The sequence below is a fragment of the Microcoleus sp. S13_C3 genome, from assembly GCF_036700905.1.
Classification (GTDB): Bacteria; Cyanobacteriota; Cyanobacteriia; order Cyanobacteriales; family Microcoleaceae; genus Microcoleus.
In genome coordinates, this window is record NZ_JAUBPT010000016.1 from 60,068 (window position 1) to 76,578 (window position 16,511).

At 45.5% G+C, this 16,511-nt stretch carries 18 protein-coding genes; 7 read left to right on the plus strand and 11 right to left on the minus strand.

Going from position 1 to position 16,511, the window contains the following annotated elements; translation table 11 throughout:
• Positions 1 to 111: 111 nt before the first annotated feature.
• From QUA16_RS07135 to QUA16_RS07155, 5 genes are all read right to left on the minus strand, one after another.
• Entirely contained in the window at positions 112 to 2,397 is a 2,286-nt protein-coding gene (locus QUA16_RS07135) for an AAA family ATPase (RefSeq protein ID WP_333102447.1), read from the minus strand.
• Between the two features lie 185 nt (positions 2,398 to 2,582).
• Positions 2,583 to 4,154, minus strand: coding sequence for a polysaccharide biosynthesis/export family protein (locus tag QUA16_RS07140; RefSeq protein ID WP_333102445.1), 1,572 nt, complete (start codon positions 4,152 to 4,154; stop codon positions 2,583 to 2,585).
• Between the two features lie 129 nt (positions 4,155 to 4,283).
• Positions 4,284 to 5,003 (minus strand): cyanoexosortase B system-associated protein, encoded by a 720-nt coding sequence (locus QUA16_RS07145; protein WP_333181067.1) that lies wholly within the window; start codon positions 5,001 to 5,003, stop codon positions 4,284 to 4,286.
• Positions 5,003 to 5,878 carry a cyanoexosortase B gene (gene crtB / locus QUA16_RS07150; RefSeq protein WP_333102508.1) on the minus strand — a complete coding sequence of 292 codons (876 nt, stop codon included), beginning with the start codon at positions 5,876 to 5,878 and terminating at the stop codon, positions 5,003 to 5,005. The genes QUA16_RS07145 and crtB overlap by 1 nt, the downstream gene beginning before the upstream one ends.
• Positions 5,879 to 6,183: 305 nt before the next feature.
• Positions 6,184 to 7,344 (minus strand): DegT/DnrJ/EryC1/StrS family aminotransferase, encoded by a 1,161-nt coding sequence (locus QUA16_RS07155; protein WP_333102441.1) that lies wholly within the window; start codon positions 7,342 to 7,344, stop codon positions 6,184 to 6,186.
• A 198-nt stretch (positions 7,345 to 7,542) separates the two neighbouring features.
• Here QUA16_RS07155 and QUA16_RS07160 point away from each other — a divergent pair, with 198 nt between their 5' ends.
• From QUA16_RS07160 to QUA16_RS07175, 5 genes are all read left to right on the plus strand, one after another.
• Positions 7,543 to 8,580, plus strand: a complete 1,038-nt coding sequence (locus tag QUA16_RS07160) for an NADP(H)-dependent aldo-keto reductase (protein WP_333102440.1) — start codon at positions 7,543 to 7,545, stop codon at positions 8,578 to 8,580.
• Positions 8,581 to 8,760: 180 nt separating this feature from the next.
• Complete coding sequence (locus QUA16_RS07165) at positions 8,761 to 8,958, plus strand: hypothetical protein (protein ID WP_333102439.1); 198 nt, start codon at positions 8,761 to 8,763, stop codon at positions 8,956 to 8,958.
• Positions 8,959 to 9,114: 156 nt separating this feature from the next.
• Positions 9,115 to 10,422 (plus strand): DUF262 domain-containing protein, encoded by a 1,308-nt coding sequence (locus QUA16_RS07170; RefSeq protein WP_333102438.1) that lies wholly within the window; start codon positions 9,115 to 9,117, stop codon positions 10,420 to 10,422.
• Between the two features lie 10 nt (positions 10,423 to 10,432).
• Complete coding sequence (locus QUA16_RS36875) at positions 10,433 to 10,708, plus strand: HNH endonuclease (protein WP_445252148.1); 276 nt, start codon at positions 10,433 to 10,435, stop codon at positions 10,706 to 10,708.
• Between the two features lie 158 nt (positions 10,709 to 10,866).
• Positions 10,867 to 11,547: a DUF433 domain-containing protein gene (locus QUA16_RS07175; protein ID WP_333102436.1), complete on the plus strand. Its 681-nt coding sequence runs from the start codon at positions 10,867 to 10,869 to the stop codon at positions 11,545 to 11,547.
• Here the strand turns inward: QUA16_RS07175 and QUA16_RS07180 are convergent.
• From QUA16_RS07180 to uvrB, 5 genes are read right to left on the minus strand one after another with little or no spacing between them, the layout of a single operon-like run.
• Complete coding sequence (locus tag QUA16_RS07180) at positions 11,544 to 11,663, minus strand: DUF2281 domain-containing protein (RefSeq protein WP_333102434.1); 120 nt, start codon at positions 11,661 to 11,663, stop codon at positions 11,544 to 11,546. The genes QUA16_RS07175 and QUA16_RS07180 overlap by 4 nt on opposite strands.
• 3 nt (positions 11,664 to 11,666) lie before the next feature.
• Positions 11,667 to 11,942 (minus strand): DUF4926 domain-containing protein, encoded by a 276-nt coding sequence (locus QUA16_RS07185; protein ID WP_333102433.1) that lies wholly within the window; start codon positions 11,940 to 11,942, stop codon positions 11,667 to 11,669.
• Positions 11,939 to 12,283 carry a DUF6883 domain-containing protein gene (locus QUA16_RS07190; protein WP_333102432.1) on the minus strand — a complete coding sequence of 115 codons (345 nt, stop codon included), beginning with the start codon at positions 12,281 to 12,283 and terminating at the stop codon, positions 11,939 to 11,941. The genes QUA16_RS07185 and QUA16_RS07190 overlap by 4 nt, the downstream gene beginning before the upstream one ends.
• The gene (locus QUA16_RS07195; RefSeq protein ID WP_333102431.1) at positions 12,280 to 12,483 is read right to left on the minus strand and encodes a DUF433 domain-containing protein; all 204 of its coding nucleotides are present in this window, start codon (positions 12,481 to 12,483) and stop codon (positions 12,280 to 12,282) included. The genes QUA16_RS07190 and QUA16_RS07195 overlap by 4 nt, the downstream gene beginning before the upstream one ends.
• A 16-nt stretch (positions 12,484 to 12,499) precedes the next feature.
• On the minus strand, positions 12,500 to 14,512 hold the full coding sequence (uvrB, locus tag QUA16_RS07200; RefSeq protein ID WP_333102430.1) for an excinuclease ABC subunit UvrB: 2,013 nt from the start codon (positions 14,510 to 14,512) through the stop codon (positions 12,500 to 12,502).
• A gap of 180 nt (positions 14,513 to 14,692) precedes the next feature.
• On the opposite strand from uvrB, the gene QUA16_RS07205 reads away from it, so the two are divergent.
• Together QUA16_RS07205 and QUA16_RS07210 are read left to right on the plus strand one after the other, a co-directional pair.
• Positions 14,693 to 15,175: a hypothetical protein gene (locus QUA16_RS07205; protein ID WP_333102428.1), complete on the plus strand. Its 483-nt coding sequence runs from the start codon at positions 14,693 to 14,695 to the stop codon at positions 15,173 to 15,175.
• 296 nt (positions 15,176 to 15,471) lie between these two features.
• Entirely contained in the window at positions 15,472 to 16,164 is a 693-nt protein-coding gene (locus tag QUA16_RS07210; protein ID WP_333102427.1) for a histidine phosphatase family protein, read from the plus strand.
• Between the two features lie 61 nt (positions 16,165 to 16,225).
• On the opposite strand, the gene QUA16_RS07215 is transcribed toward QUA16_RS07210, so the two are convergent.
• A partial coding sequence (locus tag QUA16_RS07215; RefSeq protein WP_333181068.1) for a hypothetical protein occupies positions 16,226 to 16,511 on the minus strand: 286 nt, incomplete at its 5' end.

A 16,511-nucleotide genomic window follows, 5' to 3' on the forward strand; every position in this document is an offset into this window, starting at 1 on the left:
TCTCAAATCGACGGGCTGTTAACGGTGCTTTCGGCTTAAGCTGCTTAGGTTGCACCTACAAAACATTCACATTTGCTTGAGGATTGCTTTACAATAATCAAGCCAGATAAATTACCTCAATTTACTATTAATAGCCTTGTTTTTAGGCTTTGACTGCTGTGGTAATTGCCTCGATCGCACTTCGATCGCCCGATCGCCGATCGCACTCAAAGGCAACTCCCATTCATCAATATCAATATCATTGCGGAACTTCACCGGAATATCAGCACCGTTAATAATAGCTCCCAACAGCCGCGGCCCAGATTTATGCGACTCCTCCTCCTCAGATTCCAGCAACTGATCTGCAGCCTCAGACAACATACTAGACAAAGTGTAACCAGGCCGCGCCACCAAAATCATACCGTCCGTGTACGGTTCCAGCGTCAGCGCGTCGTTGCACTCGCTCAAAGCCGGAGAATCCACAACCACAAAATCAAAGCGGTTGCGAACATCCTCAAACAATCTCCGCATTTCGCTTGATTCTAGTACGGCGGAGGCTTGCCGCAAAAAGCCGGGACTCGGCACGACGTATAGGTTCTCTACCTCTGGAACCAAAAGAACGCACTCGCTAATATTGCCGTAATAGTGCAAAGGTTCCACCGTCGCCAGAGGATCAGCAGAAATTTTCAAAGATTCAACGTTAGAAGCCGATCGCAAATCTGCTTCAATTAACAAAGTCCGTTTACCCGATCGAGCCGATGCAATTGCCAAATTGTAAGCACTAAAACTTTTCCCCTCCAAAGGCGCCGCCGAAGTCAGCAACACCACCTTCACCGGTTTGTTCCCGATCCGGCGCAAATTAGTACGCAACCGCTCGTAAAATTCCAAATAGGGAGAATTTGCCTCCAGGGCCAGAGGCATTATTTCATCGCCGTAAGAATCAAACACCGTCACTTCCGGCAAAACTCCCAGTATCGGCACTTCTTTTTCCACCAAAGCCGCCCGCACTTCTTCCCAACTGTAAAACTTGCCGTTGAGCATCCCCAACAAAAATATCAACCCCCCGCCCAGCAGCAATCCCACAAATCCTCCCACCGCCAGCATCACGGGCAAACCTCTCTTGTTTGACTCAACGCCATCAGTTTGTGGCAATTGGGCTATTCTCAAACTCCCCGTTGTCTCAACTACCGCCGCCTCAGCATCTACCAAAGCCGACTGCATCTTGTCGTAGAGAGCTTTTTTGAACGCAACTTGCTGGGCTAACCGCGCTTGTTCTAACTGCTTGTTGGGGATTGTCGCGTGTTCCCGACGCAATAGCTGTTCAGTTTTCTCGATTCCTTGGAGTTGCTGTTGCAGCGTATCCCGCTGCGTTTGCAAAGCAATCAAAGTTTGAGCTAACTGCTGTCTGGCCGGATCTAAAGAAGAGTCTACGCGAATTCGATCGGCACTTCTGAGCGGGGCCGCCACCCCGTTACCGCCGAGTACCTCTGATTGCCGCTGCTGCAACTGCTGCTCAAAAGCTTGTTTTTGTTTGAGCAATTCTACAATTTTCGGGTGTTCCTCCTGCAAGTCGCTGCGGAGAATTTTGAGCTGAGATTCGATCGAAAACAATTGCACTCGCAGTTGGGCAATAATTGGATCGGCAGAGAGTGCTTGAGCGACGTAAGCTTGCTCCACATTCAATCCCAAGCGAGCCTGCAAACTGTTAATTTGAGCTTCAATTCCTCCCAACTGCACGCGGAGTTGCCGCTGCTGCTGTTGGTTGCTGGTAATCGCTAGCGGCAAAGCACCGCTCTGAGCTGCTAAAATTGAAGTTCCTTCTCGTTTTTCGTAGGCTTCAAGTTTGGCTTCCGTCTCTCTGAGTTCCTGAGTTACTTTCGGCAAACGCTTGTTAATTTGGGCGATCGTGTCACGCAGTCTAGAACTATTAATACTTTTGCTGTGTTCCACCATTTCGTACATCAGCGTCTTTACTACCGCTTCTGCTTTTGGGCGATCGGCATTTTTGTACAATACTTGAATCAAAGCGCTGGGGTCATTATTCTTACTGGGCATCTTGATCTGCACGTCTTTTACCAGCTTGTCCGTCAAAACTTCTACTTCTGTTTCCTCTTCTTTTTGGCTGATTTTTTTTTCGGCTTTGATGAGTTTTTTTGCTGCTGGTTCAACCACCATTTTATTCAGCAGCATATCTTTAGTTATTTCTTGTCCTTCCTGTTGAATTTTAGTAGTAGTAGATGAAAAAATCACGCTCGGTCTGTCGTAGGCCAGCGTACCTATTGTTACGTAAACTGGCGCCGCCTTTGGCTGCAGAGCCACTACTCCCGACACGCCCACAGTCACCGCGAGAGTAGCCAGTCCCACCCACTTGTATTGGTCGAAAGCAATTAAATAACGTTTAACAACGGATAAAGTCATGACGATTTTAGATTTTAGATTTTAGATTTTATATTGCTAATTGTTAACGATCACTAATGATTGCTGACAAATGATACCCATTTCCAAAAACCTTAGAATTTTCTACCTGCGATCTAAACCCATATTGCATAAGTCATTCCCCATCTCAAATCGAAAATCGAAAATCAAAAATAGTATGACTACCTCTAATTACGTGATGGCCCGAACAAATCTGTTACCCCATTTCTCAACTGCTCAAAGAACAGAATAAATCCCAAAGTATCGCGAAATGGTCGAGTAAAAGTGTTGAGTACATAACCAATGCGCTCTACCAGATTCCTACCAATCACAATCACATCATTATCTTCGAGCATCGGGTTCTGAGAAACATTGCCCTCCAAAGCAGCTTTAGCATCTATCGAACGGTTGATTGTTCTACCTTGCTTTTCGTCGAACCGAATCAGGGCTATTTTCCGCAAGTCAGCAAGATTAACAGGCAAGTTGTTGAGAGCATCCAAAAACCTGCTGCCATTTTCAACGTAGAACGAGGTCAAACCACCACTAGCGTAACTCAAAACTCGAACGTAGATCCTGGGCTTAATCAGGGTAGACCGCGAAACCAGAGCTTTATCGTAGTCTAGGTTTTTCGTACTAGCGTCCAATTCCGGGATGACAATCACATCTCCCGATGCCAAAGGAAAATCGAACAAATCGTTACCCTTTGCTAGGGGAGTGTAGAGGTCGATTGGTTCCTCCACCGACGAGCCGTCCATCAGCGTCCGCCGCACTCGCACCTCCCGCAAATCGGCTTTTCCCGTGACTCCCCCCGCAAGCACCAAAGCAGCCGAAATTCGACCAGAACCCGCCGGAAGCGTGTAAAAACCAGGTTTGCTGACTTCTCCGGTGACAGTGATTTGGACGGGGACAGCAGCAGCAGCGAGGCTGTACCTGGATGCTAAATCTTGATCGGATTTGCGATCGGGCGTAACCTGTTTATACGGTACGACGATCGCATCTCCATCTTCCAAACGCAAATCCGGCGGAGCAATACCAGTTTGCAACGGTGTCAAAATATCAACAACTTGCTCCGCGACAGCACCGGACGGCAGAGTCCGCCGCACCCGCACCGCCCGCAGTTGGGCCGTAGGATTAGTCCCAGCAGCCGCCGCCAGAGCCGCAGGAAGCTGGGGGGTTTGCAGCAGATAAAAACCCGGTCTGGCAACCTCCCCCGTCACCGTCACCACTACGGGGCGCTGAACCAGCAAAGCAGCCGAGACTTGAGGATTTTTGATAAATTGGCCAAAGCGCTCCCGGAGGCGCTGCTGTGATTCTTCGACAGTAAGACCGCGCACATTTACTGTTCCGATTAGCGGCAGTACAATTACCCCTTCAGGGCTGATTGCACCTGTAAAACCTAGCTCTGGGAAGCGCTGAACTTGAACAGAAATCTGGTCTCCCGGGCCCAGGCGGTAGGGCCGATTCCGAAAAGCTGGGTTAATATCCCGGTTGAAATTAGCAGGCGGCGGTGGCGGTACAGGCAATGGCGGTGGCGCCACAAGTCGCTCGGAACCAGGAACAACAGATTGAGCTAAAGCCGTTTCCGAAAAATTTTTGCTATTAAAACCCCAGAATACAGCAGCAAAAGATAGAGTCCAAGCCGTTGAATGCAGGCCTGCCAAGGAAAGAGCGAGGCGATTTTTAATAGTGGATTTTCCCCGCATTTTCAGAGGATTTAAAAAAGTATTATTTTGAATAATGACCTGATTTGTAAGTTTCATTTAAATAGAGCGACGATAAAAAACAATAAGATATTTTAGGGGCGAGTTGAATCCGGATATTTACTAGGAAGCAGTTGATTTTGGCAAAAGCCGCCCACCCCCTAGGCCGATTTATTTGCACCTACCTGCTTACTGAAAGCGAAAAGTTTCTGTAATTAATTTAGCCTGAACACTTTCGGCAAGAGATTCGAGCAATGGTTGAGCTATCTTAATGTCGCCCTGCGGTTGAATGGGAAGGATGATACTGACAGCAACCCAAGAGGCGCGGCGGTTCGACAGTCTAGCAATGCTGTCTTCCCAAAACCAGCGACTGGTTGCTGGAGAACCCCCGTTAGGCCAAGCGTACCACTGCACGACAGCAAAAGTTTGTTGGGGAGTCCAGCTTCGGAAAAACCTCGCCTCGACAGTAGGCGGTGGCTGGTCGGGTATTGGTGCTAATTTAACTGTAAACCTCAAAGTGCGATGAGAATCGGTTTGCCACCGATGAAATCCATCAATATCTAGCCATTCCACTTGGGGCTGGTTTTTGGGGTAATTTTGAGGCAACAGCAATAAAATGGCAATTGTTCGATCCTTTTTAATTTCTTGAACTAACCATCTGTGAGCGCCAATTTGGACGTTATTCTGAACGCCTATAACCTGCCACCCAGGAATTTTTATCCCGTTTTGGCGCACACTTCTTAATTGCTTGAGGTTGGCAAGGGTTGGCGGGTTTGTCCAAGGCCATCTTCCGGTAGCGTAGCCGGGAATTGCTACAGCCCCAACCAATACCAGCAAAAACACCAGTACCATAATTTTAGATAATTGATACCGCCGCAGTAGTTTCTGTGCTGAAATCATCTGTTTCATTAATTGCCAGACTGATTTGGGAAATACTTTTCCATCCCGTTGAGGAGAAGTACCAATAACCCTAGTATACAAGCAGAATACAAATCTCCGCCCCATCCGGCGTGTAGCCAAGTAAAAAGCGCCTCTCTGTTGGTTCCGTGAAAGTAAGTTAGCAAGGTATTGCGAAAAATGTTGGAAGTGATGCTAATAATTGATGTAATCACTAAAAACAAAATGCTTTTTTTTCGAGACATCCAAACTCCCGTCCAATTCAGCAGAATTAAGCTGACATAAAGACTGGTAAACAGCATTTTCAAGCCTGCACAGTGTGGAGCAACTTCTACAATGCGCTCGTTTACGTACAGATAAATTTCTTCCACTCTCACGTTGATACCAACCTTAATTAATATCCAGCCTGATGCTTCAGCAATGAATTGCTGTAAGGGCAAGGCGTAGGGTTCTATAAGGTAAGGAATGTGGTTTGGCGAGGCCAGAAATACGAAAAAAAGCGGCATCGCCTGCAATTGCAAGCCGGGAATTCCTTTTAAAGATAAGCAAATGCTGGCCAGCATTAAGGGCAGGGATAAATTTACTAAATCGCTCAAGCGACTCAGATAAAAAAGTGTGGCTAGTACCAGCAAAAAGCCTCCCAAAGGATGCGGTGAGTTGGGCAAGCTGCGCCAGCACTTTCGGTTCATCCAAGCAATATAAGCTGCGTAGGGCAAACCAATTAGTCCGTGGCTGAAATATTCGTGTTCGATGCTGATGCTTTTGTTCAGCCAGCCGTCGTACCAATGTACTAGCAGGGGGGCGTACAGCAGCACTAGGAGCACCGTGATACTTTCTCCCAGGAGGTATCGCTTGAAAACAATGCGAATTTTGCGCTGGATGTGCATGGTTTGAGAAGTTTTGAGATTGCCGCGCTGGATTCGCAACGCTTTGCGGTTTTGAACTGTCAGTTATATTAATTCCGGTTGCACTCCTCATGATGGTTGACAGTTGACAGTTGACAGTTGACAGTTGACAGTTGACAGTTGACAGTTGACTAAAATTATGCTTTGGGGATACCTGACTGTTTGGAGATTTGAACCATACCGATGCAACAGTAAATGATATTAAAGATTGGTTAATTCCCCACAAAAACGCTTTGAGAACCGCACCTTACTGCTTGAATCACCTGTAGCATTAGTTTGAGGAACAATTAGCAATTCAATGATAGTACGATCGCCCGAACAACTTGCTCGATCTGAGTATTGCTCAATCCGGGATACATTGGCAATGATAAAATTTGTTGGCACAGGGTTTCTGCGTGGGGGAAGTCGCCGCGATTGCCTAAGTTTTGGTAGGCGGGTTGCAGGTGACAAGGTACGGGATAGTGTATACCTGTTTCAATGCCGTGTTGGGCGAGTCTTTCCTGAAGGGTGTTGCGGTCGATCCTCTTCGAGGGCTTCGCTAACGAGCTTTCCTCAGTAATTTGGATAACATAGAGGTGATAAATGTGACCGCTGCTGCTGTGGTTGGCGATGGGTACAATGCCTTTGTGTTTCAGGGGTTCTAGTAGAGTATTGTAGTGTTGGGCGGCGGCGGCGCGATCGCGATTCCATTTTTCTAAGTAAGGTAATTTAACGTTGAGTACGGCCGCTTGCAAATTGTCGAGGCGGCTGTTGGTGCCAATTTCTGTGTGCAAATATTTGCTGGGTGCTCCGTAATTACGGAGAGTTCGCATTTTTTCTGCGAGCTCTGCATCGTTAGTAATTAACATCCCGCCGTCGCCAAAAGCACCGAGGTTTTTACTGGGATAAAAGCTGAAGGCTGCTGCTTTCCCAATGGAGCCCGCGCGGTATCCTTCTCTGGAAGCTAGATGCGCTTGGGCGGCATCTTCAAATATGATTAAATCGTGGCGGTTCGCAAAATCTAAAAGCTGCCGAGGCGATACCATTTGACCGTAGAGGTGTACGGGGATAATTGCTTTAGTTTTCGAGGTAACTGCTCTTTCGGCTGCTGTGAGGTCAATCAGGGCGGTTTCCGGGTCGCAATCTACGAGAATAGGTATAGCTTTGGCTTGGAGGACGGCGATCGCGGTGGCAATAAAAGTGTTAGCGGGTATGATAATTTCGTCGCCCGGATTAATGCCACAAGCTTGGAGTCCCAGAGCGATCGCATCTGTTCCACAAGCCACTCCTACGCCGTATTTTACTCCAGAAGCTGCTGCAAATGCTGTTTCAAATTCGGCGACTGCTTGGCCTAAAATAAAGTCTCCTTGCTGGATTATTTTTCCCATAGCTTCTGCTATTTGGGATTGGATTGGTTGGTGTTGCAGGGAGAGATTTACAAAGGGAACTTTGGGCTGGCGGTTACTCATACATCAGAGGGATACGAATTATTTATATTAACATTTAGGTGCGGATATCTTTTAATTTCTTTTTTACCGCAGAGGGCGCAGAGAGCGCAGAGGAAAAGAGGAAGAGAGGAGAAAGCCTCGCGCACTTTTCTGGAGTTGTCAATTAAATCTAGGTTTTTCTGTAATATAGAATCATATAATTTTCCAGCAAGCGAAATCATGCAATACAAAAAACTCGGCGACAGCGATTTATCAGTATCTGAAATCTGTTTGGGTACGATGACTTACGGCCAGCAGAACACGGTTGCAGAAGCGGCCGAACAGCTCGATTTGGCGATCGATAGAGGAATCAACTTTATCGATACGGCAGAAATGTATCCTGTCCCTGGAAAGGCGGAAACTCAGGGGAAAACAGAGGAATATATCGGCGAGTGGTTGGCGAAACAGCAGCGGGATAAAGTCATTATAGCGACTAAAGTTGCGGGCAGAAGCACTCGATTAAAGTGGATTCGGGAAGGGAAAAATCAGATCGATCGCCCAAATGTCGAAAAAGCCCTGAATGACAGCCTGAAGCGCTTGCAAACTGACTACATTGACCTCTATCAGATCCACTGGCCCGATCGCTACGTCCCCTTATTTGGCGCGCCGGATTACGACATCGCCCAAGAACACGAAACTGTCCCGATTTTGGAACAGTTAGAGGTATTTGCTGACTTAATTAAAGCTGGCAAAATCCGCTATTTGGGTTTGAGTAACGAGACGCCTTGGGGAGTTTGCGAGTTTTGTGCGTTGGCTGAAAAACACGGCTTGCCGAAAGTTGTTTCGATTCAGAATGCTTTCAGTTTGAGCAATCGGACATTTCACCTAAATTTAGCAGAAACTTGCCGTTTTAAAAATGTCGGATTGATGGCTTATAGTCCTTTGGGATTTGGGCTGTTAACGGGGAAATACTTGAATGGAATTCCCGAAAATTCGAGGTTGGCTTTATTCGCTGGATTTGGTCAGCGTTACGATAAAACTAATCTGAATGATGCGGTGAAAGCGTATGTTGAGATTGCGGGTAAATATGGGATAAGTCCGGCGCAGATGGCTTTGGCGTATGTGCGATCGCGCTGGTTTGTAACTAGCACTATTATCGGTGCAACCAGTCTCGAACAGTTGGAGGAAAATATCGGTAGTTTGGAGGTGAATTTGGATCGGGAGATTATAGCGGAAATCAATGCGGTGCACGCTAAGTATCCGAATCCGACACCGTAAGTTTATCAGTAGGTTGGGTTGAGGTAACGAAGCCCAACTTACCACTTTAATATGCGAAAATTACATAAACAGAACTTACGCACTCCGCCCAAGAAACCGGGTTTTTTACTGAATCTGCGGGCTGTAACGAAGTTTTATCTCAAAAAACCCGGTTTCTGAGTTCCCCTGCGTAAGTTTTATTTGACGAAGTTTGAAACTTCTGGCTGGGAAAAGGTTTTTGAATGCGATCGCACTCACGTATTAGATGTGCTCAGAGGTTTTCTTCAGGAAGTGATGCAGCTAGCTGTAGATAAGGGTTACATCACCCTGGAAGAGAAGGAGGAATTGAGTCGTTTGGCTTTTGCTAGCAGTACGGATGCTGCGGTATTAGGCAAGTAGTTGGTTTGGGTGTGTTTTGGGCGATCGGCGTTACAGCCCAAGAGTGACAACGAGTACATGAGTTAAGAGGGTAGCCATCGCTCTACCTCTTAGGTGTTACAATTTATTACACTTTTATACATTAAGTGAGCAAAAGTGAGATAATTCTGGGAAACAATGACTGATTTAGGGATTTGTAACTCTATGAGTGAAAAAATATTTTCACCCCTGGTACAAGATAAGACAAGAACCCAAAGTGAAAGCATACAAACCGTCGTTTTAGGATTAAAAAATGGGCTAGTATACATCCCAGACTATCAGAGAGATGCGGAGCAATGGGACTCTCGAAAGAAATCTTTATTTATCGAGTCTCTTTTGAATAATTTAACGATTCCTGCTTTCTTTTTTGGGGAAGATGAAGATGGGAATAACGAGGTTATCGATGGGCAACAAAGGCTGAACACCATCTGGCAATTTGCCGATGATAAATTCACGATTAGCAATAATTCATCAATCGAATATTTAGCCCCTTTATCTGCTTTATATGCTGGAAGAAAGTTTAGCCAATTAAGTCAAAAATTAAAAACAATATTTAATACTTATCCACTAACCATAATTTATATTCCTAAAAGTATACCTTTACAGACCAAACTGGAAATATTCCGAAGAATCAATGAGGGAGGAACTCCTCTTTCTGGTCAAGATATTCGCTTGGCATATTATAGCCAGTCTAAAGCTGTTACTTTTATTCGTTTAGTCGGAATACATGATGACCCTAATGATATAGATGAAACACTATTGGAGGATAATGACGAGATTGAGACTATTAAGAAGCCATCACAGCGGATGCTTGAGTTAGCTCAAAATAAAGGGCTTTCAAATCCTTGGGATAAGTATCCTGATGCCAAAGATATGTGGTATCAATGGTGGGAAGGGAAAGAAAAAGCAAAAGGGCAAACCCCTTCTTTGATGTTCTTATGGTATTTAGTCTGTCTTGAACGTCTTTCGCTTGACAATCTTTTAAAAAGAGGTTCACATTTAAAATTGCCATTTGGAGGGCAGACAGAGAATGCGTTAGATATTTATTGCAATCAGCTTCAATATCAAGAATTTGAAGGAAAGTCGCACACGAACATAATTGCAAATTTAGACCTTATAACTGTTGATTATTTTCAAAAATTTGCTGAGTGGATGGAAATTATTTTATCTAGAGGAATGGTTGGTGTAGGGGTGGATAAATACAAGCAGATTGCTTTATTTATTGCAGGAGCGGTCGAATTAAATATAAGTCCACTCAAAGTGTCAGAGAAACAGTGGAATCTAATTAACAAGTTTATCCGTAAACCCAGAGAAACAGGGAAAACCATACTAGCCTATGATGGATATCCTGAAGCTAAAGGAAGTTGGGGTGGGAAAAGAGGACAAAAAGAACAGTGTGATGCTGCTACTGAAATCGCAAGAACCATTTTGAAGTTGATGAAGTAATAAATATTAAATGCTGTTTGATCTTCCAGCAGGGCTACAGTCATGCGACCCTAGGAGCAGAACCTTTCCTATATCCTGGAAAGAAGCTTACTTTAGGTTACACTTTAGTAACGAGTTAAAAGGTTATGTTTGCCCTCTCTGCACCAGAGTGTTTCGAGGTCCCAAAGGTTTTAAAGAACTTAAAGCCGATCATATTCACCCTTTTAGTAAAGGGGGATTAACCACTTGGAATAATTTACAACTTCTCTGCTTTAAATGCAATGGTCACAAAAGTAATAAGCTCTAGACCAAATAGGACACGACATTAAGAAATTTAATAATCTAATCTTGCTCAAGAATGCGATCGCTGCATCTGCTGTGTCGCGATCGCCCTTCCCATCCAAAAAATAGGACAATGGTAAAGGGCGATCGCACTTCACCCTAAAATCTTTCTCAACTAAACCCATGAGTACAATTCGCTTACAACTAGCCGAATACTTGAAATGTCGAGGTTTCACCCCCGAAAACTTAGTCGAAGCTGTCGGCGAAACACTCAATCCTGAAACCGTATACCAACTGATCGAAAAAGCCGAAAACCTCAACCACCTAGACTTATCCGTCCTAGCCGCCATTATAGATGGCTTGAGCAAACTCAATGGTTTTCCCGTTGGCATCGCAGAAGTGCTAATATTTTTTCCTGACATTTCCGAGGCAGGATTGGCAAAATCGCCTTGGCGTCAACTTTACCTAATCGATAATGAAATTCCTCCCTATGATTGGGGAGATGTAGACCCGATGAAACTTGGTCAACCCGTGCGCTATATACCGGGACTTGGAATGGTAATTCAGGACAATCAAAGTGCAACGAATAGCCAAGAAGATATCCAGCAATTTACTAGAATTACCTCCGATTCACAATTCATGGCGGGAAAACCTTGCATTCGCCACTTACCCATAACTGTTGAAACTATCATCTCAATGATGGCGTCTCACTATTCCACAGCAGAAATACGCCAAACTTATCCAGAACTTGAAGAAGAAGACTTTAAAGAAGTTCTAGCCTATGCTGCGTGGCGGATTAAAGAAACAAACCCGATCGACCTTGGCAATAAAAAGGTAGAGAAAATTTGTGAGTCAGCTACCTAATACGATCGCACTTTTTGCTGTTTTTCCTGCAAAAACTCCGCAAAGTCGCAGACTTCAGCCACTAACTCGTCAGGTAAATTATTTAAAACCGACAGTAAATGCTCTCGAATCCCCATGATTTAGTCTGCAGATTTTAGTAATTGCAACTGATGCGGATAAACTGTTTCAACACCAATCGTTTCCATAAATGCTCCCGGTTCATCCTCAGTTGCAGGCACAAAATCCCCGCCAACTTCCGCTTTAACCCATCCGCCAAATAATTCTACTAAATAAGCTTCACCATTCTTGAAAACCTCAACAATTGTCCCGGCTGTTTGTGGCGGTGCAATCTCGCCATCAGCGAGGGCGACTGCTTCGGTTAAAGTCACTGCATCCAATAACTGAAATTTGCTCATTCCTGTCTCCCAAAGCGTTGAGGAAATGCGGTAACAAATCTAGCAATATCTTCACCAAATACAACAATCCAACCTGTACGGATTTGCCAAGATACTCCCGATCGCCCTGTAACTAAAATAATAGCTTGGTAGCGTTCTCCATAGTCATTCTGTCCGACTGGCTGTAACAATTCTAGCGAGATTTGGGCTATAATTGCGTCTCGAATCGCCTCCGGTGACTCAAACCCCATCACCTCCCGCCAGAATTTCTGCTTATCTCCGCCTACTCCTGCTTCCGTGGCACTGCTGAAGAGATATTGCGCCTTAGCAATGGGAAACTCTAAACGAGTGGGTGCATTCATAGCATTGAGGTTGAGAGTTGATACTGGAGACTAGCTTTAATATCCTCAGCTTCCAAATAAGGATAAGCTGCCAAAATTTCCTCTACACTCATCCCATTTGCTACTAAACTCACTACCAAAGAAACAGTAATTCGCATTCCTCGAATGCAAGCTCTTCCTCCCATAATTTTTGGATCGAAGGTAATGCGATCGAACATCATATCCTCCCACTCTTCCTTAATGTCCCAATAGCTTATCCCGCAAATGCTTAATCCGATCGCGCAATTTACCCGCCTCCTCAAACTCCAACTTCTTAGCCGCCGCCTTCATCTGCGCTTCCAACCGCCCGATTAACTGAGGAATCTCATCCAAAGATAACTCATTTACCTGTTCGTAAACCTCCTCCAACTGCTGAGAATTCAGCTTGCGCGACACATCCAAAAATGCCAAAATCGCATTACTAGATCGCTTTTTCGCGATCGGCTGCGGCGTAATCCCGTGCATCTTATTGTACGCTAGCTGAATCCCCCGGCGTCGATCCGTTTCGTCGATCGCCTTAACCATACTATCCGTCAAATTATCTGCGTACAAAATAGCCTGTCCCTGAACGTGCCGCGCCGCCCTTCCAATCGTTTGAATCAACGAACGTCCCGATCGCAAAAACCCCTCTTTATCCGCATCCAAAATTACCACCAGCGAAACTTCGGGCAAATCCAAACCTTCCCGCAGCAAGTTAACACCAATCAATACATCAAACTTACCATCCTGCAAATCTTGGATAATTTCGATGCGTTGAATCGACTGAATTTCCGAGTGCAAATACCGCACTCTAATTCCCCTTTCCTGCAAATACTCGGTTAAATCTTCCGCCATCCGCTTGGTTAAAGTCGTCACCAAAACTCGCTCGTCCCGACTTACTCTCTCCTTAATTTCCCCCAACAAATCATCAATTTGTCCTTCCGTCGGGCGCACGAAAATAGTCGGATCTATTACTCCGGTAGGGCGAATTACTTGCTCTGCAACTCTGCCTTCAGATATTTCCATTTCCCAATCCCCAGGAGTAGCAGAGACAAAGATGCACTGATTCTCTTTTGCCCAGAATTCCTCTGCTTTTAAAGGGCGGTTATCGGCAGCGCTGGGCAATCGAAAACCGTGTTCGATCAATACTTTTTTGCGCGCTTGGTCGCCGTTGTACATCCCCCGAATTTGCGGCACAGTGACGTGAGATTCATCTATCACCAACATCCAATCTTTCGGGAAATAATCAATCAAACATTCTGGCGGTTCCCCGGCATTTCTTCCTGCTAAATGTCGCGAATAATTCTCGACTCCGTTGCAGTAACCTACCTCGCGCAGCATTTCCAAATCGTAGCGCGTGCGCTGTTCCAACCGCTGAGCTTCTAAGAGTTTACCCTGTTTTTCAAATTCTGCCAGTCGGTCTTCTAATTCGAGTTCTATTCCTTGGCAAGCTGCCTCTAATTTATCTTCTGCCGTGACAAAGTGGCGGGCTGGATAGATATTTAAAGCCGTTGAACTTTGCAGGATTTTACCTGTTACGGGGTCAACGTAGCGAATGGCATCGATTTCGTCGCCGAAGAATTCAACGCGAATAATTCTATCTTCGTAAGCGGGGCCAATTTCCAAAACATCGCCTTTGACGCGAAATTTGCCTCTGCCTAAATCTATATCGTTGCGGCTGTATTGGACGTTGACTAAATCACGCAAAACTTGCCGCTGGTTGACTTCCATTCCTACTTGCAAAGGAATAGCAGCTTTCAGGTATTCTGCGGGCATTCCCAAACCGTAGATGCAGCTAATTGAAGCAACTACAATCACGTCGCGGCGTTCAAAGAGCGATCGCGTGGCGGAGTGCCGCAGCATATCTATCTCGTCGTTAATTGCTGCCGTTTTCTCAATGAAAGTATCGGTGACGGCGATGTATGCTTCAGGTTGGTAGTAGTCGTAATAACTGACAAAGTATTCGACTGCATTGTTCGGGAAAAAATTTCGCAGTTCGTTGCACAGTTGAGCTGCCAGGGTTTTGTTGTGTGCTAGGACTAAGGTGGGTCTGCCGACTTTTTCAATCACCGAGGCAATGGAGAAGGTTTTGCCCGTACCTGTGGCACCGAGTAAGGTTTGAAATCGATCGCCCGCTTCGATGCCTTTGACAAGTTGCTCGATCGCTAGCGGTTGGTCGCCTGTGGGCTGGAAGGGCGCTTGCAATTGAAAAGATGCTGCCGCAGTTACCATAGGAAAATGTAGCTATTACCCATAAATCTTAACAAAAATGCAGAGATTCTGCAATTTCGTTAAAAAAATAGTTAGACTTTGTAATATTATTTTAATCATCGGCCGAAATAGCAAGCAGAAAGTCCAGAAAAGCAGTTGTCCGAACCCAGCAATCAACAGCAATAAGCGAGGAAAAGAATTATGGATACGCGCAGCACAGGTACAGGCAAAGGCAAAGCGATCGCCCGCCGCGGCAAAGGCAGTTCCAAAAGCCAACCGACAGAACCCACGGATGCCAAAGCCACAGGAATTCAACTTTATCGGCCGCAACTCATGCATGACAACCGCCCCGTCGGCCCAGACGATTTTACCATCAGCGAGACCGTCTCGATGTCGGGGAATCGCCCGATCGGCATTAGCACCCTGCACCTGAGCGAAACCTACGGCATTGTAGGCAATCGCCCAGTCGAATCCAGCGACTTTGAAGTGGTTGCTACAATCGGCAATCGCCCGATCGGTTCCAGCGCCATGCAAGTCAGTGAAATGTTCAGTATGTCCGGTGCTCGCCCTATTGCCATCAGCACTCTTCACATTGATGAAGTTTACTCCACAATGGGAGGAAACCGCCCCATTGCCTCAAACGAAATTGACGATAGCTCAACATTAATGGGCTTCTTAGATTAATTAGTCATTGGTCATTAGTTATTAGTTTTTCGCTGTTAACTAATGACTAATCAAACTTTTTTAGACAAGTTATTGAGCAACGCGATCGACCAATTGAATCGTCTCAAGTGATTTATTTAACCCTGCCAATTTTAACAATCGGCATTGCTGATTTATGGTATGAAAAACTCAATCTGCCAAAAATGAAACAAGCGCGTCAGAACATCTTCGGAGTTTCCAACTTATCTATTTTGCTCCCGTGAGTCAGCAACACCCTAGAAGTGATTTTTACCCTAAATGAGAGGGAATATCAAACCGTGTCTATCTGGATTATTCGTCATGGTCAAAGTCAATCCAATGCAGGGTTGGCAACTATTGGGCCCCATGAAAATGCCTTAAGTGAATTGGGCGATCGACAATCAAGATGTATTCCAACCGCCGTTAAACAAACTCCTGACTTGATTGTGACTTCACCTTATCTCAGAACACAACTCACTGCTCAACCATTGATTGAACAATTTCCACATACACCCGTTGAGGTTTGGCAAGTTCAGGAGTTTACCTATCTGGGCCTACAGTTCGATCGACCAACCACAATCCTGGATCGCAAACCTCTGAGCAAAGCTTACTGGGACCGCTGCGACCCTGAGTATGTCGATGGAACCAACGCCGAATCGTTGGTTCAACTGATGGAACGAGTCCGAACTTTCCTAAACCAGTTGCAACAACAATCCGGTTTTGTAGTTGTCTTTTCACATGGATTTTTTATCAAAGCAATGCTGTGGCAGATTTTGGCTAACCCAACGGTAATTGATGCCGTTGCGATGACTCGGCTTTTGGGATTTTCGCGAGGATTTCCAGTACCGAATGCGTCTATTTTGCAGATGGAATTTGATTCAGGTGGGATAGCTCATTGGAGTTCCTTCATCACCAATCATCTGCCACCAGAGCTAGAATCGGCAGCACCCGATGCAACTGTGGCGAGTGATGCAGGCGATCGACCCTCGTAACCTACCTAACCTACATTTACTGGAACAATGCCCCAACTAACGCCAGAGTGGCGTTGCTGATTTATGGTATGAACGAGTCAATCTGCAAAAAATGAAACAAGCGCGTCAGAACATCTTCGGAATTTCCAACTTCTCTATTTTCATACGATGATTCTGCAACGCCTAACAATACTTTCGCCATTGTTAAAGAGCTCAACGGGGTCATGAAAAGCACGAGCGAAAAAGCGCTACACATCTCTATTCCTAAGGAATGAGAATTAAATAACTTCGACTCTTGAAAGTGGGATGGGCGTCCCGCCCGTCCAAAAAGGACGGGCGGGACGCCCATCCCACAATAACAATTAAAA